This window comes from Capnocytophaga bilenii, from assembly GCF_017565765.1.
Classification (GTDB): domain Bacteria; phylum Bacteroidota; class Bacteroidia; order Flavobacteriales; family Flavobacteriaceae; genus Capnocytophaga; species Capnocytophaga bilenii.
In genome coordinates this window covers 28358-53334 of sequence record NZ_JAGDYP010000001.1, presented here as the reverse complement: position 1 = coordinate 53334, position 24977 = coordinate 28358, and the positions used below count along the sequence as shown (strand labels likewise).

At 35.5% G+C, this 24977-nt stretch carries 26 protein-coding genes; all 26 read right to left on the bottom strand.

Translation table 11 applies throughout. The features are described 5' to 3' along the window. Positions 1-9: 9 nt before the first annotated feature. Positions 10-687 carry a hypothetical protein gene (locus tag J4N46_RS00370; RefSeq protein ID WP_208057414.1) on the bottom strand — a complete coding sequence of 226 codons (678 nt, stop codon included), beginning with the start codon at positions 685-687 and terminating at the stop codon, positions 10-12. Between the two features lie 17 nt (positions 688-704). Then, positions 705-2024: a hypothetical protein gene (locus J4N46_RS00365; RefSeq protein ID WP_208057413.1), complete on the bottom strand. Its 1320-nt coding sequence runs from the start codon at positions 2022-2024 to the stop codon at positions 705-707. A 41-nt stretch (positions 2025-2065) separates the two neighbouring features. Further along, positions 2066-2767 carry a hypothetical protein gene (locus tag J4N46_RS00360; RefSeq protein ID WP_208057412.1) on the bottom strand — a complete coding sequence of 234 codons (702 nt, stop codon included), beginning with the start codon at positions 2765-2767 and terminating at the stop codon, positions 2066-2068. Next, the gene (locus J4N46_RS00355; protein ID WP_062079391.1) at positions 2764-3075 is read right to left on the bottom strand and encodes a hypothetical protein; all 312 of its coding nucleotides are present in this window, start codon (positions 3073-3075) and stop codon (positions 2764-2766) included. Before J4N46_RS00355 ends, J4N46_RS00360 begins: the two co-directional genes overlap by 4 nt. A 1-nt stretch (position 3076) precedes the next feature. Further along, entirely contained in the window at positions 3077-5218 is a 2142-nt protein-coding gene (locus J4N46_RS00350; protein WP_208057411.1) for a type IA DNA topoisomerase, read from the bottom strand. A 163-nt stretch (positions 5219-5381) separates the two neighbouring features. After that, positions 5382-6191: a M23 family metallopeptidase gene (locus tag J4N46_RS12895; RefSeq protein ID WP_208057410.1), complete on the bottom strand. Its 810-nt coding sequence runs from the start codon at positions 6189-6191 to the stop codon at positions 5382-5384. Next, a complete protein-coding gene (locus tag J4N46_RS00340; protein ID WP_208057409.1) occupies positions 6191-8191 on the bottom strand; it encodes a type IV secretion system DNA-binding domain-containing protein in 2001 nt (666 codons plus the stop codon). The genes J4N46_RS12895 and J4N46_RS00340 overlap by 1 nt, the downstream gene beginning before the upstream one ends. Before the next feature lie 27 nt (positions 8192-8218). Continuing rightward, on the bottom strand, positions 8219-9151 hold the full coding sequence (locus J4N46_RS00335; RefSeq protein ID WP_208057408.1) for a DUF4138 domain-containing protein: 933 nt from the start codon (positions 9149-9151) through the stop codon (positions 8219-8221). Continuing rightward, on the bottom strand, positions 9141-10403 hold the full coding sequence (gene traM / locus J4N46_RS00330; protein WP_208057407.1) for a conjugative transposon protein TraM: 1263 nt from the start codon (positions 10401-10403) through the stop codon (positions 9141-9143). The genes J4N46_RS00335 and traM overlap by 11 nt, the downstream gene beginning before the upstream one ends. Beyond that, positions 10390-10857, bottom strand: a complete 468-nt coding sequence (locus J4N46_RS00325) for a hypothetical protein (RefSeq protein ID WP_009751285.1) — start codon at positions 10855-10857, stop codon at positions 10390-10392. The genes traM and J4N46_RS00325 overlap by 14 nt, the downstream gene beginning before the upstream one ends. An 8-nt stretch (positions 10858-10865) precedes the next feature. Next, positions 10866-11477, bottom strand: coding sequence for a conjugative transposon protein TraK (traK, locus tag J4N46_RS00320; RefSeq protein ID WP_208057406.1), 612 nt, complete (start codon positions 11475-11477; stop codon positions 10866-10868). 16 nt (positions 11478-11493) lie between these two features. After that, positions 11494-12792, bottom strand: coding sequence for a hypothetical protein (locus tag J4N46_RS00315; protein WP_236013472.1), 1299 nt, complete (start codon positions 12790-12792; stop codon positions 11494-11496). Positions 12793-12808: 16 nt separating this feature from the next. Beyond that, the gene (locus J4N46_RS00310; RefSeq protein ID WP_208057404.1) at positions 12809-13693 is read right to left on the bottom strand and encodes a hypothetical protein; all 885 of its coding nucleotides are present in this window, start codon (positions 13691-13693) and stop codon (positions 12809-12811) included. A gap of 8 nt (positions 13694-13701) precedes the next feature. After that, complete coding sequence (locus J4N46_RS00305) at positions 13702-14364, bottom strand: hypothetical protein (RefSeq protein ID WP_208057403.1); 663 nt, start codon at positions 14362-14364, stop codon at positions 13702-13704. Further along, positions 14361-15065: a hypothetical protein gene (locus tag J4N46_RS00300; RefSeq protein ID WP_208057402.1), complete on the bottom strand. Its 705-nt coding sequence runs from the start codon at positions 15063-15065 to the stop codon at positions 14361-14363. The genes J4N46_RS00305 and J4N46_RS00300 overlap by 4 nt, the downstream gene beginning before the upstream one ends. Positions 15066-15075: 10 nt before the next feature. Continuing rightward, positions 15076-15732 carry a hypothetical protein gene (locus J4N46_RS00295; protein WP_208057401.1) on the bottom strand — a complete coding sequence of 219 codons (657 nt, stop codon included), beginning with the start codon at positions 15730-15732 and terminating at the stop codon, positions 15076-15078. 15 nt (positions 15733-15747) lie between these two features. Then, positions 15748-18759 (bottom strand): TraG family conjugative transposon ATPase, encoded by a 3012-nt coding sequence (locus J4N46_RS00290; protein WP_208057400.1) that lies wholly within the window; start codon positions 18757-18759, stop codon positions 15748-15750. Next, positions 18740-19039, bottom strand: coding sequence for a DUF4133 domain-containing protein (locus J4N46_RS00285; RefSeq protein WP_208057399.1), 300 nt, complete (start codon positions 19037-19039; stop codon positions 18740-18742). Before J4N46_RS00285 ends, J4N46_RS00290 begins: the two co-directional genes overlap by 20 nt. Before the next feature lie 16 nt (positions 19040-19055). Continuing rightward, positions 19056-19388, bottom strand: coding sequence for a DUF4134 domain-containing protein (locus J4N46_RS00280; protein ID WP_009751294.1), 333 nt, complete (start codon positions 19386-19388; stop codon positions 19056-19058). An 18-nt stretch (positions 19389-19406) separates the two neighbouring features. Continuing rightward, positions 19407-19913: a hypothetical protein gene (locus J4N46_RS00275; protein ID WP_208057398.1), complete on the bottom strand. Its 507-nt coding sequence runs from the start codon at positions 19911-19913 to the stop codon at positions 19407-19409. 12 nt (positions 19914-19925) lie between these two features. Further along, positions 19926-20234: a hypothetical protein gene (locus J4N46_RS00270; protein WP_208057397.1), complete on the bottom strand. Its 309-nt coding sequence runs from the start codon at positions 20232-20234 to the stop codon at positions 19926-19928. Beyond that, entirely contained in the window at positions 20218-20853 is a 636-nt protein-coding gene (locus J4N46_RS00265; RefSeq protein WP_009751297.1) for a ParA family protein, read from the bottom strand. The genes J4N46_RS00270 and J4N46_RS00265 overlap by 17 nt, the downstream gene beginning before the upstream one ends. Before the next feature lie 4 nt (positions 20854-20857). Further along, positions 20858-22384, bottom strand: coding sequence for a relaxase/mobilization nuclease domain-containing protein (locus J4N46_RS00260; RefSeq protein ID WP_208057396.1), 1527 nt, complete (start codon positions 22382-22384; stop codon positions 20858-20860). Further along, positions 22314-22826, bottom strand: coding sequence for a phospholipase D-like domain-containing protein (locus J4N46_RS00255; protein ID WP_236013470.1), 513 nt, complete (start codon positions 22824-22826; stop codon positions 22314-22316). The genes J4N46_RS00260 and J4N46_RS00255 overlap by 71 nt, the downstream gene beginning before the upstream one ends. 512 nt (positions 22827-23338) lie before the next feature. Next, positions 23339-23896, bottom strand: a complete 558-nt coding sequence (locus J4N46_RS00250) for a hypothetical protein (RefSeq protein ID WP_208057395.1) — start codon at positions 23894-23896, stop codon at positions 23339-23341. A 37-nt stretch (positions 23897-23933) separates the two neighbouring features. Further along, positions 23934-24977, bottom strand: a 1044-nt coding sequence (locus J4N46_RS00245; protein ID WP_236013464.1) for a tyrosine-type recombinase/integrase, incomplete at its 5' end; no start/stop codon positions are given.

Below are 24977 nucleotides of genomic sequence, written 5' to 3'. Positions count from 1 at the left end.
TGGTAAGGTTTATTTTCGTTTTTCAAGGAAATTATTAAAATCAAAGATGTCTTGGGCTTCTTTATCCCACGTATTACGCATAAGTAATTGTACGGATATAAATATATCTTTCTTACGATTGTACATATCTACTCTTTCAACTCTTCCTCCATATATATCACCAGCATAGGGGTATATGGAATAAGGTAGTATGGTATCAGTAGGGTGTACGTAATACATTGTAAGATTTTCATTATCAGTTACACTAAACCTTTTGTATTCTTTTTTAAATAAGATAGTATCGTTGATGTCGTATCTTTCATTAAAATGAGGTATATAATTTAGCCTAAATATAGCTCCTTGTTCTTTTTTATTAACGGGTATAGAGGGCATATTAGGTAAATTTGAGAACATAATTTGTTGTGTATTTTCTTCGTTAATGCTAAAGGCAAGACTGTCTTTGATGATATAGATATGGTCGATAAAATCTGAAACATCTATATTAGGAACAAGCTCTACAATAGTATCACCCTTGTAGTTCAATTTAGATACTACTACTGTTTTCACATCATTTAAGCCTTTAGAGGCATTGAAATAGACATTAGAGACTATATCAATACCTCCTTTTTCGGCTTTTACTTTTACCTTTTCTTTTTTACCACAAGAAAAGAAAACAAGTGCAGAAAAGAGAAAAATGGCTTTTTTCATAGTGTTAGAAATGGGTATTATCGTGAAATACTCTGTTGGGGCACGTTGTTTTTCTGAATATCCTCTCTTACTTCTGGTTTTATCAACTGATTTTGCGTGGTGAGTCTATTCATTGAACTGTCGTAAAGGTTAAGATTTTTCCATTGAGGATTTAGTACAGCAAAGCCTTGCACTTGGCGGTTTTCGTGCATAAAGGTAGCTTGTGTGATATTGCCTTTTTCTAAGTGTTTCTTTGTACGCTCTCGCTGAATATCATCAGCAAATACCAAGTTAGACTTTTGCATAATATTATCTACATCTACACCATAGCCTTTGTTATACCATTCGTATTTGTAGTTACCATACTCAGTTTTAGGTTCTTTCAAATTGAGCTTGATAAAACTTTCGGTACGTGATAGTTCTCCTGTTTCCTTATTGACCATATCGTGCTCTATTTTTACTGAGCGACCTTCGAGCAGATTGATAGCCTCTTTGGCAGTGATGCTATTTTCTTTCTGTACTTTGAAAGTCTGAGAACGTTCTTCACCATTTTTGGTGGTGAGGTTAGCTCGATAAGAGTTTAGGAATACCCCTCCTTGTTCGGTTTTAGCGATATTGAGGTCGAAGGTAGCGGTATTGCCTTTCATCAGCTTGTCGGGGTGGTTATACTCAACACGTACAGTAGTTTTATCCACTGGTGATAGTATAGCGTTTTCTAAGTCTTTATGCAACTTGGGGTCTTCGCCTAAACCGAGATATTTCACTTGGTTTTTGAGGTAGTTTAGCTGTGTAATTTGCTTTTCAGAAAGTTGTTGTTCATTAGTAACATTGGTTACTCTACCCTCTTTGATAGCACTATCTAAAGCTAACTTGCTCCAGTTGAACTCTTGGTTACCTACATTCACTCCTACTGGTTTCATTGTTAGTTCATCACTTCCATCTCGGTGGGCATTTTTGTTTATTCGAACAATTTCTAATACTGAATTATTTTCTTTGAATTGAAATTTTTGACCTACTTTTACATCATTGTTTTGACTTCGTTGCTGTTCAATCTTGTCAATAATAGCTGCAATATTCGTTACATACACTTTATTTTCATCCTTACTTTGTGTGTAAGTATTGTCATCTACCATTTTTTCAACGGCTTTAATAACCTCTTCTGAGAAGTTCTGTTTTAAATCCTTGTATGCCTTTATCTTGTCATACTTGCTATTTCCCCAATCGGCATTATAATTATCAAATTCTTGTCCTTCAGAAAGGGCATAGGCTTTTGCTAAAGGATACTGTTCTTTAGGCATTTCCTTTAATTTCTGTTCGATTGTAGCTTCAGTAGCTACTTCTTGTTCTGTTGTACTCATTGTTGTATGTTTTAAAAGTTATTAATCTTTCGGTTATCCTCTTACCTACGGAAGCTTCGATGGCGTTGTTGTTCTTGTTCTTGCTCTTGGGCTTGTTCTTCGCGGTGACGATTGGCATCTTGGTAGAGGTCATCATCATTAACATCTAAGCGGAGTTTGGATTGCTGTTGTTTTTGCGATTGGCTTTCGTTGGGGGTTGCATCGTCTACGGTGCTAATGGTTTTTGAAACGATGTTTAGATTATTAGTAATCTCTTTGCCAATTTCAGGGAACTTGTCAATCTTGTCTTGCAGATAACCTTTGAGTTTTAGCAGCTCATTTTTGAAGCGGTTGCTCTCTTGTATATCTTTTTTTTCTGCAACTATAGCCGCTATTTTTTCGGTATCTTTGAGCAGGTCGAGTTCGGTAACTTGCTTTGTTTTTTGGTCGTATATAAAGGCTTTTTTCTCTATATCTAACGCTTTGCTATTAGTAAGTTCTGTAAGATTGCTATATACAATTTCTTTTTGACTTTGCTTTACCAACTCGTCTATAGTGCGGTCGCGTTGGTAGACATTGACATTCAGGCGTGTATTATTGTCCGTTAGGAGGAAAATAAGTCGGTCTTTGCCATTATCGGCAATCATAGCGTGTCCTTTAAGGAAGTTTTCTATATCCTTTTCTGACAATTTCTTAGAGAAAGTATTATCATCACTCATAATACCGTACTCTTTTAGTTCGGATGTGGGTAAATTTTCATTCATACGATTGTTTTTGCTTTATTTTTATGGTTATTATTGTTTTTAGCTACTTCTTTTAAATAAATAGCTGTTTGTGTGATTGTAATTCCTAATATAAAACCTACTACTAAGTTAAATATTGTGTTAATTTTAAGTAGCTTTATTAGCTCTCCACCTGTTTGGAGGGGGGTAATAAGTGGTGAATCATCAATGTTGCATAGTTCTGTTATCATTTGTTTATTTGTAACGTATGAAGCTCCTATAACGATTATAAACGTTGATATTATAACTATCAATAAGATAGTATGTTGTATTTGTATACTCTTTTTCATATTATTTCTTTTTGTTGTTAAATTCAAAAACAATTTTTAGCTCTTTATCGAGTACCAGATGAGCTTCAAAGTCGCTGCCTGTTTTACTCTTAAAGCCTTTGATGAGTGAGGTTTTTCCTTTCTGCAATAAGTCTTCTACATTTTTTGGGGTGAGCTTCTTATGGGCTATCTCTTTCCAAATAGTGTACTTGCAGCCGTTCTTAAATTCGGTACAACCATAACTTTTAGGATACTCTACGATTTGTCCTTTCTTACATAGGGGACAAGTACCTAAGCCCTTGTGGGTGCTGGCAGTAATAGCTGATTGCAGAGAGAAAATTTGCGTTACTGTGCTCTTAACATAGTCGCTAAGGCGATTGTAATACTCAGTTATAGATACCTTCCCGTCAGCAACTTGCTTTAACTGATATTCAAGGCGTGCGGTTTGGGCTACATTGACTACTTCGAGGTTTTTGATAGCGTTGTAGAACTGCAAACCGAGTTCGGTAGGAATATATTTATTCTTCTCGAAAGCGATGTACTTACGGGTATTTACTAATATTTCAATGATACCAGGTCGAGTGCCTTTAGTGCCTATTTCAAGTCCTTTGAGGTCAAACTCTTTTTGCAATTCAGCATATACTTCAGGAGATTGTTCTTGTAGGAACTTGCTAAGGTTGCACAAGTCGGCAGTAAGGGAGGCAGGGGTATATATGGCTGGCGGCTTGCTTTCTATCTCCTTTAAGTTCTTCTTTTCAATAGTTACCTTATCACCTTGCTTATAAGGTAGTTGCAGTATAAAGTTAGTATCCTCTTCACTATCGTCTTCGTCTGCTGTTGCTACCTTTACTTTAGGGCTGTATTTCTTCCACCCCTCTTGTACCAGGTTGCTTGTATATGTTTTGAAAGGGGTACCTTGATTTTCGAACTCATACACTCCTTTCTCATATACAGCAGCCTCTGAAAAGCTCTCTAAACAACGATGCAGGATTAGGGCATATATGCGTTGGTCTTGCTGATTAAGATTTTCTATGCCATTAGTCTGTCCTGTAGGTACCAAGGCATCGTGAGAGCCTGTTATTTTAGCTCCATTGACAGAAGCAGGCAGGCTTGTAGGAAAGACAAAATCGGTAATATTAAGGCACTGATTGACCAGGTTAGGCAGGATGCCTTTTAGCTTGTTATAGCCTTCTTCGGTGATATAAGCGTCTTCGGTGCGTGGGTAGGAGGTTAGTTTTCCTTCATACAGCCGCTGAGCAGAAGCTAATACTTCGGCAGCTGTGTACTTATAGAGTTTATTAGCTACGATAGTAAGGCTATCGAGGGTGTGTAATAGTGGTGGGTTTTTACGTTCTGTTTTCTTCTGATATGATACAAAGTTATGTGCAGAGGCAAGGCTACTAAGCAGTTGTTCGGCTTGTGCTTTGCTTTCATAAATAGGGCTCTCGGCTGTATAAGCTACTCCGTTATAACTATGGTGGGTAAGGAGCTTGTAGGTATAGCTTTTTTGGTGGCTTTTATTCTTTAGATAACGTTCTGCTACAATCTTCAAAATAGCCGTTTGTACGCGCCCTATGGATAGGAGTTTCCCTCCTCCAAGCTGTAGTGTAGCTGCTTGGGTAGCATTAGCCCCTATAAGCCAGTCGGTAATGGCACGAGCGTAGGCACTTTCGGAAAGATTTTCTAAGAAAGGGTCGCCTTGTGTATATTTGGGTGCAGCAAAGGCTTGTCGTATTTCGCTGTCATCTAAGGCTGATAGCCATACGCGCTTGTAGGGCAGCTTGCAGTTGAAGTAATGGTAGATGTAGCGGAATATGAGTTCGCCCTCACGGTCGGAGTCGGTGGCTACATATATCATTGCTATATTAGGATTATTGAAGAGCTGTGCGAGCTTTTTAAGGTGCGCTTGCCTGCCTTCATCGTTGCGTTTGGGTTCATAGACATAGCTATTGAGCGGTGGCACAAGAGGTAGATAAGATTTATCCCACTTGCCTTCGGGGCGGTAAGCGGTATCTTCTGCTAGCTCAATGAGGTGACCAAGTGCTGATGAGGCAATATAACGGTCGCTTTCGTAATAATCACCCTTTTGGGTGAACCCTCCCAATGCTTTTACGTATTCACGTAGCTGAGAAGGCTTTTCGGCTAAAATTAGAGTCTTTTGCATTATTCGTAATATTTTTTAGCTTTTATTGCTAATATGATAATTGATTTTTTGTTGTATAGCTCCGACATAGCTCCGACTAGTGTCCGAGTATTATCCGACTAAGCTATTACTAACGAATATTTAATGATTTTGTAAAAACGTTGCTAATTTGTTAATTCAATAGTTATTGACTTAAGATTGTTAGGTCGTTCAGGAAAGCTACTGGGTTGATGTATTGGTTATACTGTTTCACAGAGAAGTGCAAGTGTGGGGCAGTGGATAGCCCTGTATTTCCGCTTTTTCCGATAGCATAGCCTGCTTTGACTGCTTCGCCTTGTCTATAATACACTTCGGAGAGGTGGCAGTAGGTGGTTTCAAAGTTTTGATGTTTGACTTTGATATATATACCTCCTCCTTTGGTATCCCAACCTACCCCGCTAATCACTCCGTCTAAAACTGCATATACAGGTTGGTAATAGGCTCTGAGGTCTATGCCGTTATGCATACGCTCTTGCTTTAGAATTGGGTGGAAACGCTCGCCAAAGTGTGATGTAACTTGTAAATGACCCTTTATAGGCATTGTAAATTTTGGATTTTGAGTTTTACTTTTTGGTTCTTCGGTTTTGACTTTCGTATTATAATTTTCTAATACAGCTTTTTTAGCTAAGGAAAGTATAATAGAGTCTTGCAGCTGCTTTAGGGTATTGGGGGTGGAGGTGGGCATTTGTTGTTTTGTAAGAAGGCTTTTTAGGGAGTCTACCTCACGGCGAAGCGCTGCTTTCTCATTGCGAAAGAGCTTGCGCCACCACACGCCACTGCCTTTTTTTTCTGCATTGGTAACCGTAGGTGCGTTTTCTACTACTCTGAATTTTTGGTACTCTTTTTCGGGGGTTACCTTTTGGGTAAGTGTATTAAACTGCGCGTGTGCAGTTTTTATTGCAGAAAGAAAAAGCAATAGGAGGAGCGGAAGGGTATATGTGTTTTTAGGTTGCATTAGGCTACAGCTTCTTTTATTTCGTTAATCATCATTTCTACTTCCTTATTGATACGGCGGAAGTTTGCCATTAGTATTTCGTTTTTGCGGTCGTTGCCTGCACTGTCTTTGAATGAGTAATACAGAGGCATTTTCACGTAATTATCTTCTTCTTCTTTAATAGCTTTCATATCGAGGTTTATTTTGCCGAAAATGGCTGATGTTTTAAATTCTTCGGTTGCATTGTCGTTGCCTTGTACTACCATTCCTGCCATTTCTCCTGTGCGTAAGCCTGCTATTTTACCTGCTGGTATCATTACATCCATTCTTTCGCTTATGGTCATATTACTACCTTGATTGGAGATAGACTCCGAGTAGCTTTTTTGTTTGATTTTACCGAACATCTTTTCGAGCCAATCGAGGGTGCCTTTATCGCGCACGGCTCCTGATAGGATATTCCCCATAATTGCTGAAATGGTATCGGCTACTTCTTTCTTATAGAACTGACGGAGCTGTGGTTGCTCTTGTAGACCGAGCATTACGGCTACTTTGTTGCTTCGGGCTGTAGCTACTAGGTTATCTACTTTATGAATGTAGATAGTAGGGAACTCATCAGCTATAAGTCCGCTGTATAGGTTCCCTTTGTCATTAATTTGGCTTATTACCCTATTGAGTACGGCTGAATATAAAGCGGAGTTAATATCCTGCGTACGTGGATTTGATGCTAAGATAAGGATTGAAGGGTCGGTGCGGTCAGATATTTTAAGTTGCACTTCGTCACCACTAAATACCCAAAAGCTCTCTTTGGTAGCTAAGCGTGATAGGAATATTTTAACAGTACCTACTTGTCCTTCAAGCTGGTCGAATGCTTTATTCTCATAAGCAGACTTAAAAGGCGACATCAGCGATGTAAGCTCTTCATTGGTAAAGAGGGTATCGAATATCTCTTGGTAACTACGATTCATAAATGATAGTATATGTGGGAGGTCTGAGTACTTGCCGTCCTCATAGGTACCAAAATAATAGATAGTAGAGGCAAGGAAGTTTACTGCTGATTGAGTAAAGAATGCTTCAGAGCCACCTCCTCCGCTACCTCCCCCCTTTTGTAAGGCAGTTACCATAGACTCTGCCATCTCTTGTGCTTGCGCCAAGGTGTTTATGTATTCTTTTTTGAATGGATTAACGCGACGGGAATATTCTACTTGGTCGAGGTTTACCACGTGAAACTTGTGCTTGTAGTTAGGGTCATTTTTCTTCTTTAGTAGGTGATGGTAATAGGCTATTTCGCCTAAGCTAGGAAACTTAAAATCGTATATACACAAGCAAAATCCTTTCCCTATCAACTGGCGAATAGCTGGGTTAATCACTCCCCAGGTTTTACCCGAACCAGGGACACCAATGACCATTGTACCTCTAAAAGGATCAATATTCATCCAGCCTTGGTGTGTTTGTTTTTTATAACGAAACTTGTAGGGGATATTAACAGAAGTTGGGGTTTCTATCAATTCGCGATTTTGATCAAAGCTTTCTTCTTCGGTATTCCAGCGGTCTTTATCCATTTTGGTTTGCATTAGTTTTGATATGCTGTCGGCTCCTTTTTGGGTAATCATTGCTCCTGCATAGGAAAGTATCATATAGCCTATTTGATAGGTATTGAAATAGGGTATAGGTGTAGGTAAAGAAGTATCGGCAGCCCCTGTGGCTAAGACTAATGAAAGAATGATCATTATTAGCCCTATAGCTATGGGTACAAATATTTCTTTGGTGGGATTGAGGTCTCGTTTTTTCTTTGCTTTTGTGCCTATGGCTACCAAGGCAATAAGTACTAAGGTAGTAAGCTTGGCATTGATAGGGGGATAAAACACTCCCATTTTTGAGAAACTTTGCAGTATATTGGATATTACAGGTACTTTGGCATTGACAAAGAAAAGCGTAAGACAGTCTAATGTAACGACTCCGTAGACCATTTTTTGGAAGAAGTCGTATATTTTAATCTGGTTTTGTTGTTCTTGCATACTCATAATAGGCAAATTAGTATATTAGTAAATTTAGAAAGTATCGGCTTCGAGTACATCGGAGTAATTGACTTTCATATCAATTACGCGTCCTGATATTTGTTCTTCGATGAGGCGTATCATTAGTACTTTGCTATTGGGGAATGAGAATCTTTCAAATACAAAGATGTTGCGATAGCTTTTTCGTATCTTGGTTTGATTATTCAGCTTAAATAGTGGTGTGAGTAAGATACTTTGGTTATTGGTAGCTTTGTATATTTTCTTGTCTTCAATACTAAAATTAATAGCATCAATATTGCAAGGGAGATTGGTAAGGTTATTAATACTAATGTCAAGAAAAATATAATCGTCCATTACATAAACATTGTTGAGTTGCATACGTAATTTTAAATCTTCTTTACCAAATGCTCTTTGCCACCAATTAGGGTTAGTATTTCGTATAGGTTTTTTAATTTTCTTTGCTTGAATATCTAAGGCGAAACGTTTTAGTTCATAATTAGAATACTTATATTTGGGGTATTCTAAGGGTTGCATATCATCGGGCTTTATGTGTAAGTGTGATATAAGCCAAGTGTGCTGCTCTTCTTGATAGATAACGCGGTACTGAGCTATGAATGACTGCCCTACTACTGTAATAATACCGACATCGTTTCCTGAACGCAACTCTTTTTTTGGGGTTGCATTGGTTTGGTCGGTTTCGGTAGTTTCTTCATCGGGGTTTTCTTGTTGTATTTTTATTCTTGCTATGTTTTCGGCTGGCAAGTCGCCTACGAGGTCGTTGGTAGATAGGTCGACAAACTGGATGGGTTCGGGTGACACAATATGTATATTGACTTCTTTACCCATAAATATGATGGGTAGGTCATCTACTTCGGTTTTATGAATAAGTGTTTGCGCTTGTAATTGCAGAAAAGAAAGGCAAGTGAGCAAAGCGGCTGTTAGTTGGGATATGGTTTTATTGTTCATCGTTATTGTTTTTTAGTTCTTCTTCGTTTATTAAAAAGATATATGAGTTGTATTTTAGTTTGACTTTATTCTTACGAATAATAGCGGCTACGGCTTCGGATGTGGAGCGGAATAGGTTGGAGGCTAAACTTGTAAAGAAGCCTTGTCCTGATTCTACATTTACACCCTGTACTGAGTTTGCTCCTAATTCGCGTGTCATTTCACGGAAGGTACTTGAAGGTACATAGAGACCTTTACCTCCATCGGTATCGAATATAGATAGGTTGATAGGTAGTATTTCGTTTTTAGTTAAAACAGAGACAATACCTAAATAGACGCGCTGCTGCGAAAAGCCTGCTATTTCAGCATATAGGAAGGTGCCTTTTGGTACTAGCTTTTTATTTTTTCCTTTACCTACATAGATGTTTTCTAACAAGCGTATACGTATGCGGCTGCCTAAGAATCCTTTTATATTCTCATCAATCACGGCTTTAATAGTGTTGTTTTCTTGCTCTTTGGCTATGTGATTGAAGTTACCAAGGTTATTAGCTTTTGTAACTTGTAGGCTGCGATTTAGGAACTTTTCTCGTTTTTCTTTGTTAGTTCTTATACGTTCGGAGGCTGCCATTTGACGCTGCGCTTCGGGGTCTTTGGCTTTTTCGAGTGAGTCTAAGAAAAACATTTGCTGACGCAAGGTTTTTACTGGATCGTAATTCTCTTTATCGTCTTCTTTTTGTTTGGGTGCAGTGTCTTGCTGTGGTTGTTGTGTTTCATTGAGCATACGCATTATTTCTTTAGAGCGCTGATAGTCTCTATCATCGTCTTGCTCTTGTTGCAATAATTGCTGTTGCCTTTGTTGCTGTTGTTTAGCTTCATTGGGATTGTAATAGTTTTTTTGTTCATATATACTTCTATTATCATTTTTACCAAGGTTTTGGTGTTGGGCATACTCCAATGAGTCTATATAACGTTTTTGTTTATCATCGAGGTTATCGGTATAATTAAAGAGGCTGTCGTTCTCTTTATCGAAACTTTGAATCATAGAGCGGTTATCGGAGGTGCTTTCAAACAGCTGGTCATAGGCATCATTTTTAGAAAGTACATCAGACTCGATATTACCCATAGAAGTATTGAGATCTTTTTGTTCTTGTGTTTGTTTTCCATCATCATCAAAAATACTCACTATTTGGTATCCCATAAAGAGTACAAAGGGTAGTGCAATAAGAGGTATAATGTACTTAGGTTGCTTAAAATTGACTTTATTTTTTTGCATTTTCGAGTGTTTGATATTGGTTATACAAGTATTCAATGCGTAGGCTATCGGCTTGTGTGAAAGCTATGCCTGCGTTTCGCTTTTGCCGAAAAGTCTCTATTTCCTTTCGGATATTGTCTAATTGTTCGCGTCTATTTTGGTCTTGGTTTATGTATTGCTCACTATTTTGATACATTACAGGTATGTTTGTATTCGATTTAGACTTACTATCATAATTGTAATAAGCTAAAAAAGAGTTGATAATAAGCGATAGGAGAATAAATGCAGCTGCATAAAAATAGAACTTCTTAGGGTTAGCATACATCCACTTGCCTGCAGCAGAGTTTTTAAAGCTCTGTTTTAGTTTCTCTTTGAGAGCTTTTTTGGGGTTATCGGGGGGGACAACTACTTCTGTATTCTGTACTATTTCTTCTGTTACAACTGTTTCTTCTGTTGTATTTTTTGTTGTTTCCATATTTAATATTAATTGAATTTTTGTTTTACGGCTACCTCACTATTATCAACAATATTCCAGTTTTCAAGTAGTACTCCGTGTGCATTATTAGGAGTACGCGCTATGTCTTTAAAATATCCTTGTGTAATGAGTTTTCGTATAATAAGGCTTGTTTTACGGTTAATCATTTGGGTACCATAGTAGACAAACTTTTTAGTATTAAGATCGAGGTTAATAGAGTCCGTTTGTATAGATACGGTAGCATTTGATGATATTATTTGATTGTAAAATCCTTTTTCGAGTAGATTCTCACGTTCTCTTTTAGCTGTATCATCAATTAGATATAGAGACTTATCTACATTCTTTTTTATATACTCATCATCGGGCATAAGAGTAAAGAATAACTTGTGAAAAAGGTCTATTTGCGCTTTATACTCTACAGGGCGGTTTAATAGTTCATCTGTTTGTTTTACCAATACAGGTATGCCATTATCGAGTATATAAATAGAGCGACGGGAGTCTTGCACTATTTTGTAGGAGTAAGTAAAACCTACGATGACGATAACCATAGCAAATATAACAGTGGCTATAGCCATAGTCTTATTGATTTTGATACGTTTTTCTATGTTTTTTACTATCATATTACTTTATTTTACTTTATTTTACGAGTTTGTTTATAGCAGATTTACCTGCTCCAATAGCTGTTGAAACTGCTCCTACACCAGCTGAAGCTGCTGTAGTAGCTACTTTTGGAGCTACTTTGGTAGCCACTTCTTTTCCAGCACCTCCTATTTTGGCAGCGGCTTGTTTCCCTTTAGTCATTACACCCGCTCCTCCAGCAGATACAATGGCATCGGCAATAGTGGGTGTCATTAGTACAGCTATACCAGTTACTATATAGCCTACACAAGGAAAAATTACTGAGTTGAGCATACCACTATAAGTAAGATAATTTTCTAACAGCCCATAATTGATTACATTTCCTTGAGCGTTTACTATGGCTGAAAGCCGGTTTATATCCATTTCATAGCCTGCCATTATGATTTTCTGTCCTAAATTAATAATGGTATATGCTATAAAAGTATATAGGTTTATATTTATAAACTTGGCAATCCAATTATTGAAAGAACTTTCAAAACCAGGGAAAAGAGACATACCTACAGCAACAGGGCCTAGTACGATAAGCATATAAGTCCAAATTTTTTGGATAAAGAAAATTAAATACACACAAACTCTAAGGATAAATAGCGATATAAGTTCGATTGTTTCGCCAAATAATTTTTGCTCTCTATAGTTAAGCCGCTCTATTGTTTCTTGGATAGGAAGAAGCATATCTGTAAATTCTATGGTACTAGCTATTGTACCTATGGGGCCTGGCAAATTTTTAGTGAGTTTAACTAATGTATTTTGATTTTGAGTTTTGTATTTAATAGTAGCGTCTAATACCTGCATTTGTTTGGTATAACGTAATTCTCTTTTGTCTTCAGCATCTTTTTCAATTTGTTTGAAATAATTTGCGGGCATTTCGGAGAGCTTATTAAAAGGAGCTTCTATCAATTGAGTGAAAGGATACCAATTAGTAAGTATTATGAGAATAATAGTAGGTCTAATCATAGGCTCTACATCCCATTCGGCACTACCGCTGAGCATTCTAAAACCTATTACAGAAAAATAGATAAGCCCTCCGAGAACTCCGATAGCCAAACCTAAGCGCCCCCCCTGAAATGCCATATTTTCAACATCTTTTTCTAAGTTTACAAATACCTCCATAAACCATTCTTCAAATGCTCCATTTCCTTTTTGGTATTTAGCCATTTGTGCACCCTGTTGTAGATTTGGAGGAGGCAACTGAGGGCCAATCATAGGAGGATTCCCAGGATTATAAGGGGGGAGCTGACCATAGCTAAATAAAGAGGTCAAAGCCAAAAGTAGTGTAAATAAAAGTGTTTTATTCATAGCTGTAATTTTAATTTTATAAACCATATTTGTTTTTATATTCTCGTAATATTTCTTGCATTATCTGTACATCGTCATAGTGTTTATTTAACCCGTCTAAAGCACGTTGGGCTTCTTGTCGTTTTCTATTACCTTCAATCAAAATATTATTACTTTTATCACAAATTTCTAACATTGTTAAAAATTCTTTCCATCCTATCATAGCCTTATGATACATTAAGAACCTTTTACCACGAGGCATATCTAACTTTAATGCTTTTTCATATATAGTTTTTATCGTATATAATTTTTTTTCTAAAGATTTTATTTGCCCTGTAGCTTTTGCATTAGCAAAGGCTTTAGGATTTTTAAAGCCCCAATCTTGATAGCTTTGAGGGTTATCAGGAAAGTTAGCCAATGGTGTAAGCATACGTTTGTAATACAATAAATACATAGGGTCTGCCTTAGCAGTACGATAGGTATAATGAGCTAAATCAGCCATACTGCGACTATAAATACTATCTATATGTTTTTTAGCTAACTCGGCTTCTTTTTTCATAAGAAGTAATTTAGCGTGTCGTTGTGTTTCTTGTCCGTAGGGACCTAAGGGGCGAATATCACGCCCATTTTTATATCTTTGATTTCTTCGTATATCGCCGGACAATGTACCTAAGTCCAATCCTAAAATATCACCCCACACAGCAGCGTGTGCAGCACTGATATTAGTATTCCCTATTTTGTAACCAAATAATTTAGGGTATTTAGGATCAGGTTTAAAATCGTCAGCGTCCCAACCTATGCCTGTTACCATTCGTTTTTCTTGATAATTTAAGCCTTCATCCTTGAGTATGGTAATACGTTTTATTTGTGCTAAGGTAGTAGCAGTAAAAAAGATGAAAAAACAAAGTATATAGAGTTTCATAAGCAAATTTATTTATAAAGGTTATCATATTGTTGCATAATTTGTTCTACAATCATTTTATCTTGCTCTATATAGTCGCCAAAGATTGGAATAGAGTATATATATGCACGACTTTCATTGTATTTAATAATGCTTATAATATTTAAAGCTGACATATTAATCATTTGTATTTTAAAATTGACATTATCTAATAACATCTCCCTATCGTAAGCATCCATAAGTAGTTCTTTATTTAAAGCATCACTGAATATCTTTCTAAGTTCATCAATTCTTAAAGATAAGTCATATAAAAAGTATTTTTTCATCCAAACGGAATACGGTGTTTTTTTAATTCCTAAGCTTACAGCTTTAAGTGTATTTTGTTTGCAAATCATCAAATCTCTAGATATTTGCTGCAATTGTTTGGCATTTTTAAATAAAGAATTGACATTATATAGAGCTTGGTATATTTGCTCGTGTACTAAAAGAACTTGAGCCATTTTAATTTCAGCTTTTTTATACCAATCATTTTGTTTTTCATACATATCTTTAACATTATTCACTGCACTCTCCCTTACGTACTGATTTTTACCTAATTCTATCATTAATGTAGGATTAATAGCTACAGCGATATCTTGTGCCTTTATCTGTACTGCAGAAAGAAAAATAATTAATAAAACAAATATTCTCATAAGTTAAGCGATTTAATATTTTTCATCAAGTCTTCTACTAAGTTCTTATCTCGTTCTATATAGTATTTAAACATATTTTTTCGGTATTCTAAACGTGCTTTGTAGTCGCGAATAAGCATAAGAGTATAAAATGATTCATTAGCTAGTCTATTTACCTCATCAAGTGCATAATTGAGCAGTATTTGCCGTTCTTTACGTTCCATTTGGTTAATAATCCCATAAGACACTACAAGCCCTGTAAGGTAACGCATAACCATTTGTAGGTCGTCTGCAAATTGAATTTGGTTACTGAATACTTTTTTAATAGCTTGAGGTGTGGTTTGTAACTCTTGCAAAATGCGCTGTTGGGTCTCCTTTATTTCTTTAGACTTAATCCCCACTACATAGCCTGTAGGGATAGCTTGTAGAGCAAAGTCAACAATTCGTAATCGGTCTTGTATTTTAGTAGTCGTCTCTTTGAGTTTTTTCCATTGTTTGTTATTTACAGCTTCGGAAGTGGTATTGGCAGATTGTTTATTATTCATTCGCTTTTGCCGCTCGTGTTCGTCCATTGTAGCTTTAACTTCTTGACTTATATTGTTTATAGAAGTTCCTTCTTTTTGAACATAACGGGTTTCAGGTTTTGGTTTTTTTTTACCCCCAAATGAAGAGACACCACAAGCTAAAAGAAAAATTCCTATGATATAACTATATTTTCTCATTGTTTTGAAATTAGAAGTTTTTATATCTCTCTAAAATATTTTGTATAATATCCTTATCAGTATCTATATAACTTTGAAAAGGGTTTAATGCTCTGATAACACCTATTCTGATTACATTTTCCATTGCTAATTTTATAGAAAGAAACCATAGTTTTAGTCCTATAACTTTACTTTCTATACGACTTAGTAACATATACCTATCTCCTGCAGTAGCTAAATGTTCTTTTCCTCCTGTTTTTACACTTGCTATTTCAGCTCCTAATTGTAAAGCTTGCTCATAAGCCCCTTTTATTGCTTTATGGGCAAAAGGAGCATATTGGGGGTGTTTACGTATCATATCATTTACCTCTTTATGGTATTCTAAGCATTCTTTTGTTTCTTCTATTATTCGCTTAATTTGCATACCATTTTGGAGTGTACCAGATACTTCAGAGAGCCCGTGATATATTTTATCTTGAATTTTGTTAGCAGCAGCTAACTGAGTAGCAATAAAAGCTTGGGCTTTTTGTAGCTTATTTTGCTCTTTTTCAATTTTTTCTTGTCCTTTTTCTATACTATTAGCGTAATTTTTTAGTGTAAGTGATGTAGCAGCATCAAAATAAAGATTTTGAGCTATAGTTGTAAAAGGTAATATAGCAAGGGTTGAGAGTAATATTTTATTTTTCATAGTATATGGTTTTATTTATGGAATTATTTCCGCAAGAGGTTTGTTTTGCTCTTTCACGTATAGGTCGAATTTCTTCAAAGTGTCTTTAGGATTTTCTTTTTTAAAGTCCTTAAAGAATTTTACAACTTTGTCGTCTAATGGTTTTTTATAAAGGTTTACCAGTGCGTATATAGCGTCTGTTTTTTCCTTATATTTTTTTACATCGGCTACAAAAGCATCTAAGGCTTTATCATAAGAACCTAAAGCATTTACATAGTGTAGTATAGCTGACTTTTCGGGTTTTTCGGTGGTATAAGTAAGATACTGCTCCATTGATACCTCATTACCATAAACTTCGCCTCGTGGGCCACGTTTTAGATAAAACTCTTTGAAGCGCCCTCTGCCTGTTTTATTATCTAAATTATTGATAGTAAATATCTTATTTTGTTCTACTTTGTTAAGAGATAGCAAAGCTGCTATGCGGTCAAAATTATCTTTAAACTTGGTTTGGTCGAGCAGAATAAAGGTATCAGAATTGTTGATGATAGAGTCTTTAACTACGGCATTACCAATTATATCATCTAACTCTTGGGTAACTACTACCGCTTCGCCCCAAAACTTACGTACTGTTTTGTACAAATACAAAATGTATCCTCCCATTAGCTTAGAAGCAATTGCTTTCCAGGCTTCCTCAATAATTAGTGCTTTACGCCTATCACTCCTTAATCTCATTTTCTGAATGAATGTATCCATAATAATAAGGGTAACGATAGGAAATAGTTTAGGGTTATCCTTAACATTATCAATCTCAAAAACAATAAAAGGCTCATAAAACAATGAGTTATCAGCATTTTGATTGAGTGTAGTACCATAACGTCCACCTTTATAAAAGTCTTTTAGCACAAATAAAAATGTACGAAGATTAAACTCTTCTTCTGTGATTTTATGATGTCGATTGTTTAGATACACGGGTAGGAACTTTTCGCAAAACTCATAAAAGGAATTAAAGGATAATGCAGGTACATTAAAATCATCTTCAATCTTTTTTATTCGTTTAATAATCTGCCTCCTATGGCTATCACCATTACCTAATTCGTCTTCTTCTATAATAGCTACTTCTCTTTCGTTGCGTACCATAATAAGTGCGGCACTTTCATTATAAGCTTTGCGCCTTTCCTCATCGGCAAGCGTATCATAAGCTTCATATATTTTAAAATAGTTTTCAGGATTATAATCTTTTTTATTACGATTTTTATCAGGATGGTATTCTTGTATTAATTTACGTGCTCGTTTTTTTATTTCATCAGTAGTAGCATTGTAAGGAAGCCCTAATACATCATAATAAGTTTGTTCTTCATCGTAATTTAAATCTTCGTCATATATGTTATACTTATTTAGATAAAGCAATAAATCTTCATCATTTTTATCTTTATGCCAGTCTGTATGTCCTTCAAAGTGTTGTTGGTAATAGGCAAGGAGGGCATTATCTAAAACAGATTTTTGTGTAGGGGACACTGTCGCATCCGCTCCTTGCCATATTAGGAATATAAGATTGGTAAGAAATTCAGTTTTTTCAATATTAAACTCTTCTTTACTTACCGCAAAGGGGTTCATAGTAATTGGTTTTTCTTCAGTATATTGTATGTATCGTCCTCCTTTGTAAGAACAAGTTCCCGAATAGGAGTCGCCAGTATCAACAATTACTACATCGTAATTATAAGTGAGATATTGTTCTACAATATTATTCATCAGGAATGATTTACCACTTCCAGAGGGACCTAAAACAAACTTATTACGGTTATTGATACGTCCTGTTTGATAAGGTAAGTCAGCAGTATCTACTTTTAAAGGAACCCCTTGACGATCTGCAAAACGCAAATAGAAATTAGACTTCTCACTTACGGGGTAACTCTCTTTAAAAAAAAAACACAAGCCTGCTTCGCTAGTAGTGGTGAATAAATCGTAATCTTTAAGTTCTACAGCATTACCTATAATAGCAGCACGAAAAAGTTCCATTTGGTTGTAGGCATTTTTAGATATAATGATACCTTTAGTAAACAGTTTATTTTCAATAGTAGATTGTGTTTTTTCCATTTTTTCTAAAGTTTCACAAGCTACTACTAAAGAAAAATGGGCGTCTACTATCAATTGTCCATCTACAGCTATGTTTTGTAATAGAGTGTCTATTTCTTCGGCTACTATAGCATTAGAAGGAGCACTTTTAGCTACCCCCTCGTGTTTTTTCTTTTTCTTTTCAAGCTCTCGTTGGCGTTGTACTTGGGGTGGTATTGCAATAACTTGGTTATAAACAATACTTTGATAGTTTTCTAACTCATTTAAGAATGAAAAATTATCTACAGCTAAATCAGATACAGTACCATTTCCTCCCATTGCTGTATAGGTGCCTATTTGAGAAGGTAACTCTATATTCTCTACATCGACAAAGCTAATAGTCTTTACAAAAGAGTTACCGATACGTAAATACTCATTAGTAGACTTAATATTGTCAAATACAGGCATAGAGGAAAATTGCATAGTGAGCATTCCCCCGATGTAATACTCAAAATCTTTTTCTAACAACCATTCAGGAGTACATTCATTTTGCTCTAAAAGCATAAATACTTTCTCACATTTATCACGAAGCTCTTTATAGTTTTTTTCAGAAAACTTATATTTGCTTTTTTTGTCATCAAGCAAGTCCGTAAATAACAAAATGGTATCAATAGTTTTGTAAGTGCGCCCGCTAAAATGCTCAGAATATTTTTGTTGCAGATAGGTATTTTCTTTTTCGGCTACATATATCTTTTTAGCAAAAATATCAGTCTTCTGTACGATGTGATTCTCACCTATAATAGCAATGACTTGGTTTAAAACTGTATGAAACTGCTCGTAACGATCGGGGTCGGCAGAATATTGTTCTACAATATTTTTGATGCGAATACCTATTACAGGATTGCCATATTGCCCTATAAGGCAATCGAACTTCCAGCCGTGTTCTTGCCCGTAATCATAACCAATAAAGGGAAAATTAAACGTTTTTGTTTTCATTTCTTTTTACTTTAAAGCGTTTAGGAAAAATATGTAATTCCTCATTGTTTTTCTGCTTAGTATAGAGCCCTACATTATCTTGACGATAGAAAATGTACCATACACCTCCACCTGCAATGGCGACTCCTATTAGAAAACCTATCCATCCTATAAGGCTTGGTAAAGCTGCTAAACAAATAATACCAAATGCTGCACAAGCTAAAGCTTGATAAATATACTTATCTTTCAGTCCAAAAAGGACAAGGGGTTTTTTAAGCCCCTTGTACAGGTAAAATTCCATAGGTTAGGTAATTAGTTTATAAACCAAAGAATGCTCCTACAAACACAGGTACTAAAATGAGGAATAAACAAGCCCCACCCCAACCAAGAATTTCTTTGTTGATATCTTGGTCTCCATTAGTCCACTTATTGTAGATACGTAAACCACCTATGAGTCCTACTATGGCACCAATCATCCAAATAAGTGTCTTTAAAGGAGTCCAATAGCTTTTGATTGTATTCGTGGCTTGTGTGATAGCACTTGCACCTTGCGCATACATATCGGTGTTGGCTACAAACAATGTTAATAGTAACAAGAGTAGTAGCCGTTTTCTTGTTACTAACGGTCGATTAGTATTAATATTAATCATATTGAAAAAAAATTAAAATTACACATTAGTTTTAGGCTGAGCTTTAAAGGTTTTATACCCTCCATTTTCACTTTCATTAAATATCACTTGTACATTAGTTTCAGCTAAGCTCAGTAAATTTTTAAAACGTTCATTATCTCTTTTTAAGATTTCTTCCTTATTGATAGGAGTGAATACTTCTGTTTGCCCTCCCTCATTATCATCTAAGTGTTCTTCTTCCTCAAACTTTCTTTTTAAGGCTTCTAAATTTTTAGATGAAGGTTCATCTGTATTTTCACTATCAGTTGCAGAAGGAAAAATGTCATTTTCATTTACTTCTACCTTTGAACTAGTAGTCATTTGTTCTACTTCGTCAAAATCAACATTAGTAATAGTATTATCTGCCATTTCTGCCAAAGAAAACTCTTGTTTATCCTCTTCATCAGGCACTGATTTTTCTTTTCGCAAATACACATCATAAATTAACATTGCCAAGTAATAAATTACATAGACAAAAAATGTTATGATAAAGAAACGTGTTACCATTTTTGTTCTGATTTATATATTTAAACAATTACCTTTTGAAATGATAACTTTAGCTATCATACTACGAAATTCGCGTTTAGAAAGTGCGTAACGCAATCCTAAATCTATAATTTCATCAAGTTTAATTTCAAAAGTGCTAAATTTTCCGAGCTCAATATGTAGGTCATTACACATACTTATAGTTCGCTCTCTTCTTTCGTCCTGGTGTTCTGTCCAATCACTGATAAAATAATCAGCATTTATTTCGTTGTACTTTCTATTCAATTGAATTTCAAAAGGTAGTTTAATAGGTTTGTTATTAGCTTTAGATGTTGTTGTCATTGATGTATTGTATTAGTTCTTCAAATGTTTGCTTTACGGCTGAGCGTTGCTCGTAAGAGAGCCTACGGGTATTGATACTTTGTAAATCATTGCGTTTATACACAGGAGTTGGTAATAGGTATCCGTATTGACTTATTTCTTCGTCCATTGCTGGTTGGTTTTTGTATGTATAGCCTTTGTCGTATTTAGAACGTAAAAACACTCTATTAGCTTGGCTTTCTATCATTCCTAATAAATTGATAAATACCATTGTAGATTTAGTTGATACATCAGAATATTCAAAAGGGATAACTATAAAGTCGCTATAGATAAGTAACTCCATATATCTTCCGTCTAATGTACCTGCGAGGTCAAATATATAGTATGTTTCGCTTTGCTTCATATCGGCAATATCTTGTCCGTCAATGGTATTTTGTTCTCCATCTATAATTTCTACTTCATAGAGTTCAGGAAATTGTAAGAATTTATCTTCTTCCCATTTTTGGTAAAAGGATTTTTGATAATCAAAATCAAAAACTTTTACTTTTTCTTTTTTTGTTATTGTTAGGTAGTTAGCAAAAGCAACTGCTAAAGTTGTTTTTCCCACCCCTCCTTTTTGGGTTGCAAATGTGATGATCATTTTATTATCTTTTTTTACGGCGTTTTTTCAGTTCGTTTTCGGTATTATCTCGCCCTACGGGGGCACTAGAGCTTAATAGCGTTTTAAGAGCATTTTCAGTGCTTTTTAAAGCGACTTTTAAAACCTCTGAAACATTTACACTTTCTCTGTGATTGATGTCAGTATCGCTTCCTGTTCCAGAGGTATTATCATTAATAGTTATAACTTTTGCTTCATTGGTTGATTTCTCTTGTTGACTTATAAAATTTTGGTAGGCTTCACTGCCTATAAGGCTTTGTAAGCTATGTATTTGATGAAATCGTTGATGAATAGCATAGAAATCACCATTTTTATCTTTTTCTAAGACTACAAAGCTGTCGTTTTTAAGAGCCTTAAGATGTTGGATTACATCTGTTTTAATCTGTTGAAAATCGGATTTATTGTTTTTAAGTCGCTTATTTTCAAAGAGCATAAAAGGTTCAGCTTGTACTCCTTTTTTATTCAAATGTTGTGATAAGATTTGCTTTTCTCTGTAAGAACTTAAATTATAATCTTTTAATCGTTCAAAGCTCTTTTTATCAATATTACTATTGGTTAATTCAAAAGCTTCTTTGAGCTTCATAATTTCGCTACCTTTATACACTTGCTGTGTTTTATTATCAATAAGTGTATATCCAAAAGGTAATTTATCATCTTTATAATGGAATATTATATCTATTCCAAATATGTTTTTTAATTTTTCTTGGAGCTCACTAGTAAATTCTATCTTAGGTACTCCTTGATGTTCTTTGGGATATAGTCCTTTTTCAGCTCTATCATCTACTACTTTAAAAACTTTATTGCTGTACATCTGTTGATACTTTTCAATAAAGGACTTTATCTGTTGAGCTCGCTTATCAGCTTTAGGTGTATCTTGCATTGGCAGTTGGTCTGCTAATAAAATTTTTTGTACTACTCCGTTATGTAGTATTTGTAATTGATTAGAATTCTGTTCACTTTGTGAAAGTTTAAAACCGTGTCGTTCTAATAATTTATCAAGCTGCTGTAAGTTGCTAAAGCGATACTGTAGTAGTTTATCTAGTTTAGCAATACGGTTGAGACCTAAAACTTTTTCAATAGCTAATGTTAATGCTTGCTGTGATTTAAGTTTCTCAAAGCTATCATTAATCTTTTTACCCGTCTCTTTATCTACCCTTGAGGAGACAATATGCACGTGATTATTTTCGGTATCCTTGTGAAAAACCACTATATAAGGCTGACTTTCATATCCCATATTTTTCATAAACTCATCGGCTATAGCTGTAAGCTGCTCTTTAGAGTGTTCCTGGTATTTAGTAGAAATGACAGCGTGAAACTGAGGTTTTTTGCTTCGGTTGCTTTGTGAAATACTTTTAAGATAATTACGAACCTCCTCTTGTGAGCTTTGGGCATTGATGAAAGACGGAAAGTTTTTCATTAGCATCAACTCGCCCTTTTCGTTGTTAATCTTCTTGTCGTTGTACTTCACCCCGTGAAAGTCTTTGCTTGCTGAGTTTAGTATTTTGACTATCATTGGCAGCTATGAGTTTATAAATCTGTATAAAGATTTTGTTTTGCTCTGCTTTAAGTTTAACAATCTGGTCTAAACGTTCTGTGAAGGCTATCAGTTCATCTCGGTAGACTTCTTTTTTGGCATTAGCCAAATGGGCAAACTGGTTGATGTTGTTTTCAATCTTAGCAAAGATATTATCCTGTTTTTCAATGAACTTTAAAACCTCGCGTTGTTCCTGAGAACTCATCTTACCCTCGACAGCACTTGTTAGCAAATCAGTAAGGGTAATCTTTCTTTCTGCACATAGTTTTTTCCAGTGTTGTTTTTGGGATTCACTCACTCGGAGAATAATATGTTTGTTCTTATGTGTAGAGTAGTTTTCTTTCAAGGTTTTATCTGTTTTTCGAGGCAAAGTAAAAAAGGTTTTTTTTGCTGTGCAATAGGGGTTTATTATACTGAACATATTTGAACGATATAGTAAAGCATATTTGCAAGTAGTGTACTATATTGAACAAATTTGAACGATATAGTACAGTGCTTTTTTCTGTTTTTTATCAGCCTATTTGCTTTTTTGAGTTCCCAAAAGAACTCAAAAACTAAAACTAAATTTCCTATAGAAAGAAAAAACGAGTTCCGAAGTTTTTTCCCCTTTTTAGTTTTCTTTCACAAAAATGCAGCCGCAGGCAAGTTTTTGAGATAGAAGACTAAAAAGCAAGATGCGCCTTTGTATACCGTTTTGCAAAAACTGTGTATATACAAAGGCACATCTTGCCCCTAAAAAACGAGATTATTTAAGAGCTCCACAAAAATCTGATTTACAAATAGTTAGTAAAAATAAGGTAAATCATACTCTCAGATTGGGTAAAAATGCAGAAAGAAAAAATGTGTGTGCTTATTTTTATTTATATATATAATAATATATAATTAGGAAGAAAAGAGCTTAAAAATTAGATTTTATTTTTAATTGATTGATTATCAAATTATTATTGAAAATAGGGTAGGTGTATTTTCCGCACCCCCCTTGTGAAGGGTAGGTGTATTTTCCGCACCCCCCTTGCATAGGGTAGGTGTATTTTCCGCACCCCCCTTGCATAGGGTAGGTGTATTTTCCGCACCCCCCTTGTGTAGGGTAGTGTATTTCCCGCACCCCGCATAGGGTAGGTGTATTTCCGCACCCCCTTGTGTAGGGTAGGTGTATTTTCCGCACCCCTTGTGTAGGGTAGGTGTATTTTCCGCACCCCTTGCATAGGGTAGGTGTTTTCCCGCACCCCTTGCATAGGGTAGGTGTATTTTCCGCAACCCCTTGCATGGGGGTGTATTTTCCCGCACCCTTGTAGGGGAGGTGTATTTTCCGCACCCCCCTTGGATAGGGTAGGTGTATTTTCCGCTCCCCCCTTGCATAGGGTAGGTGTATTTTCCGCACCCCCCTTGCATAGGGTAGGTGTATTTTCCGCACCCCCCTTGTGTAGGGTAGGTGTATTTTCCGCACCCCCCTTGCGTAGGGTAGGTGTATTTTCCGCACCCCCCTTGCATAGGGTAGGTGTATTTTCCCCACCCCCCTTGTGTAGGGTTATAATAAATGTGAATAATCTTCAGGAAGTTCAGCGTCAATATCTCTTAGATATTGCTGTAAAGCAGAAAGCGTAGAATGTCCTGTAATAAGCATTAACCTATCATAGGTTTCATATTGTGAGTATTTAGAACGTAACTCTCTGTATAACTTAGTAATAAAGGTATGTCTAAAAGAATAAAGTCCGTAATCTTCTCCTAAATTGAGTTCTTTCTTTAATTTTCCAAAGCGTTTAGTCCAATAATCACGTTTATTTACCTCGCTTGTCTGCCAATCATCAACACCATTGGGAGCAAATAAGAAGTAATCAGGATTAGCCCCTTTTAAATGTTGAATTTCTTTAAGAAGTATTTCTGGTATTATCTTAATCTTTACCAGTTTATTTTTAGCGCGTACATTTACTTTAGCACCTTCAAAATCAATATCTTTAATTTGCAATCTGCATACCTCTATAGGGCGTAAAAAGTTATAAGAAACAAACTTAACAAACAAAAGTAACTCCTTATCCTTTTGTGTCATAAGAGTAAAAATATCGTCTTGTTGCTTCTGTGTGTAGGTTTTATTGCGTTCTGGTTTAGCTTGCAGCTTCTTAATTTTTGCAACTACATTTTGTTGTACAATCTCATTTTCTTCTAATGTAGCAAATATGGCATTGATGACTGTAAGTGTATTATTTCGGTTACGAGGGCTTGTTCTCAGTAGTATTTCATTCAAGAAGTCATTAATATGTCTCTTTGTTAAACTGCTTATAGGAGATTTATCTAAGTTTTTATCTATCAAGTATTTTTGAAATTGCTTAACACGATAATTATAGTCTATAAAACTATTTTCTGAAACACTATTTTTCTTTAGTTTCAGAGCAAAATCAAGTGCAGATACTGTAGTGTATTGCTCGTTAATTATAGAATTTTGAGTATTTTCAGCATTAGGAGTATAGCCATTTTTTAAGATACGTTCAATGATATTTCGCAAGGTATGAATTTCTGTGTATCTACTATCAAAATCTTTATATACTTGGTTTATTTTGAAGAAAATAGAGGGTTG

Bases quoted from the DNA above. Each gene is read 5' to 3' on its own strand.
- J4N46_RS00370 (WP_208057414.1), bottom strand. From the start codon at position 687: ATGAAAAAAGCCATTTTTCTCTTTTCTGCACTTGTTTTCTTTTCTTGT.
- J4N46_RS00365 (WP_208057413.1), bottom strand. From the start codon at position 2,024: ATGAGTACAACAGAACAAGAAGTAGCTACTGAAGCTACAATCGAACAG.
- J4N46_RS00360 (WP_208057412.1), bottom strand. From the start codon at position 2,767: ATGAATGAAAATTTACCCACATCCGAACTAAAAGAGTACGGTATTATG.
- J4N46_RS00355 (WP_062079391.1), bottom strand. From the start codon at position 3,075: ATGAAAAAGAGTATACAAATACAACATACTATCTTATTGATAGTTATA.
- J4N46_RS00350 (WP_208057411.1), bottom strand. From the start codon at position 5,218: ATGCAAAAGACTCTAATTTTAGCCGAAAAGCCTTCTCAGCTACGTGAA.
- J4N46_RS12895 (WP_208057410.1), bottom strand. From the start codon at position 6,191: ATGCAACCTAAAAACACATATACCCTTCCGCTCCTCCTATTGCTTTTT.
- J4N46_RS00340 (WP_208057409.1), bottom strand. From the start codon at position 8,191: ATGAGTATGCAAGAACAACAAAACCAGATTAAAATATACGACTTCTTC.
- J4N46_RS00335 (WP_208057408.1), bottom strand. From the start codon at position 9,151: ATGAACAATAAAACCATATCCCAACTAACAGCCGCTTTGCTCACTTGC.
- traM (WP_208057407.1), bottom strand. From the start codon at position 10,403: ATGCAAAAAAATAAAGTCAATTTTAAGCAACCTAAGTACATTATACCT.
- J4N46_RS00325 (WP_009751285.1), bottom strand. From the start codon at position 10,857: ATGGAAACAACAAAAAATACAACAGAAGAAACAGTTGTAACAGAAGAA.
- traK (WP_208057406.1), bottom strand. From the start codon at position 11,477: ATGATAGTAAAAAACATAGAAAAACGTATCAAAATCAATAAGACTATG.
- J4N46_RS00315 (WP_236013472.1), bottom strand. From the start codon at position 12,792: ATGAATAAAACACTTTTATTTACACTACTTTTGGCTTTGACCTCTTTA.
- J4N46_RS00310 (WP_208057404.1), bottom strand. From the start codon at position 13,693: ATGAAACTCTATATACTTTGTTTTTTCATCTTTTTTACTGCTACTACC.
- J4N46_RS00305 (WP_208057403.1), bottom strand. From the start codon at position 14,364: ATGAGAATATTTGTTTTATTAATTATTTTTCTTTCTGCAGTACAGATA.
- J4N46_RS00300 (WP_208057402.1), bottom strand. From the start codon at position 15,065: ATGAGAAAATATAGTTATATCATAGGAATTTTTCTTTTAGCTTGTGGT.
- J4N46_RS00295 (WP_208057401.1), bottom strand. From the start codon at position 15,732: ATGAAAAATAAAATATTACTCTCAACCCTTGCTATATTACCTTTTACA.
- J4N46_RS00290 (WP_208057400.1), bottom strand. From the start codon at position 18,759: ATGAAAACAAAAACGTTTAATTTTCCCTTTATTGGTTATGATTACGGG.
- J4N46_RS00285 (WP_208057399.1), bottom strand. From the start codon at position 19,039: ATGGAATTTTACCTGTACAAGGGGCTTAAAAAACCCCTTGTCCTTTTT.
- J4N46_RS00280 (WP_009751294.1), bottom strand. From the start codon at position 19,388: ATGATTAATATTAATACTAATCGACCGTTAGTAACAAGAAAACGGCTA.
- J4N46_RS00275 (WP_208057398.1), bottom strand. From the start codon at position 19,913: ATGGTAACACGTTTCTTTATCATAACATTTTTTGTCTATGTAATTTAT.
- J4N46_RS00270 (WP_208057397.1), bottom strand. From the start codon at position 20,234: ATGACAACAACATCTAAAGCTAATAACAAACCTATTAAACTACCTTTT.
- J4N46_RS00265 (WP_009751297.1), bottom strand. From the start codon at position 20,853: ATGATCATCACATTTGCAACCCAAAAAGGAGGGGTGGGAAAAACAACT.
- J4N46_RS00260 (WP_208057396.1), bottom strand. From the start codon at position 22,384: ATGATAGTCAAAATACTAAACTCAGCAAGCAAAGACTTTCACGGGGTG.
- J4N46_RS00255 (WP_236013470.1), bottom strand. From the start codon at position 22,826: ATGTTCAGTATAATAAACCCCTATTGCACAGCAAAAAAAACCTTTTTT.
- J4N46_RS00250 (WP_208057395.1), bottom strand. From the start codon at position 23,896: ATGCAAGGGGGGTGCGGAAAATACACCTACCCTACGCAAGGGGGGTGC.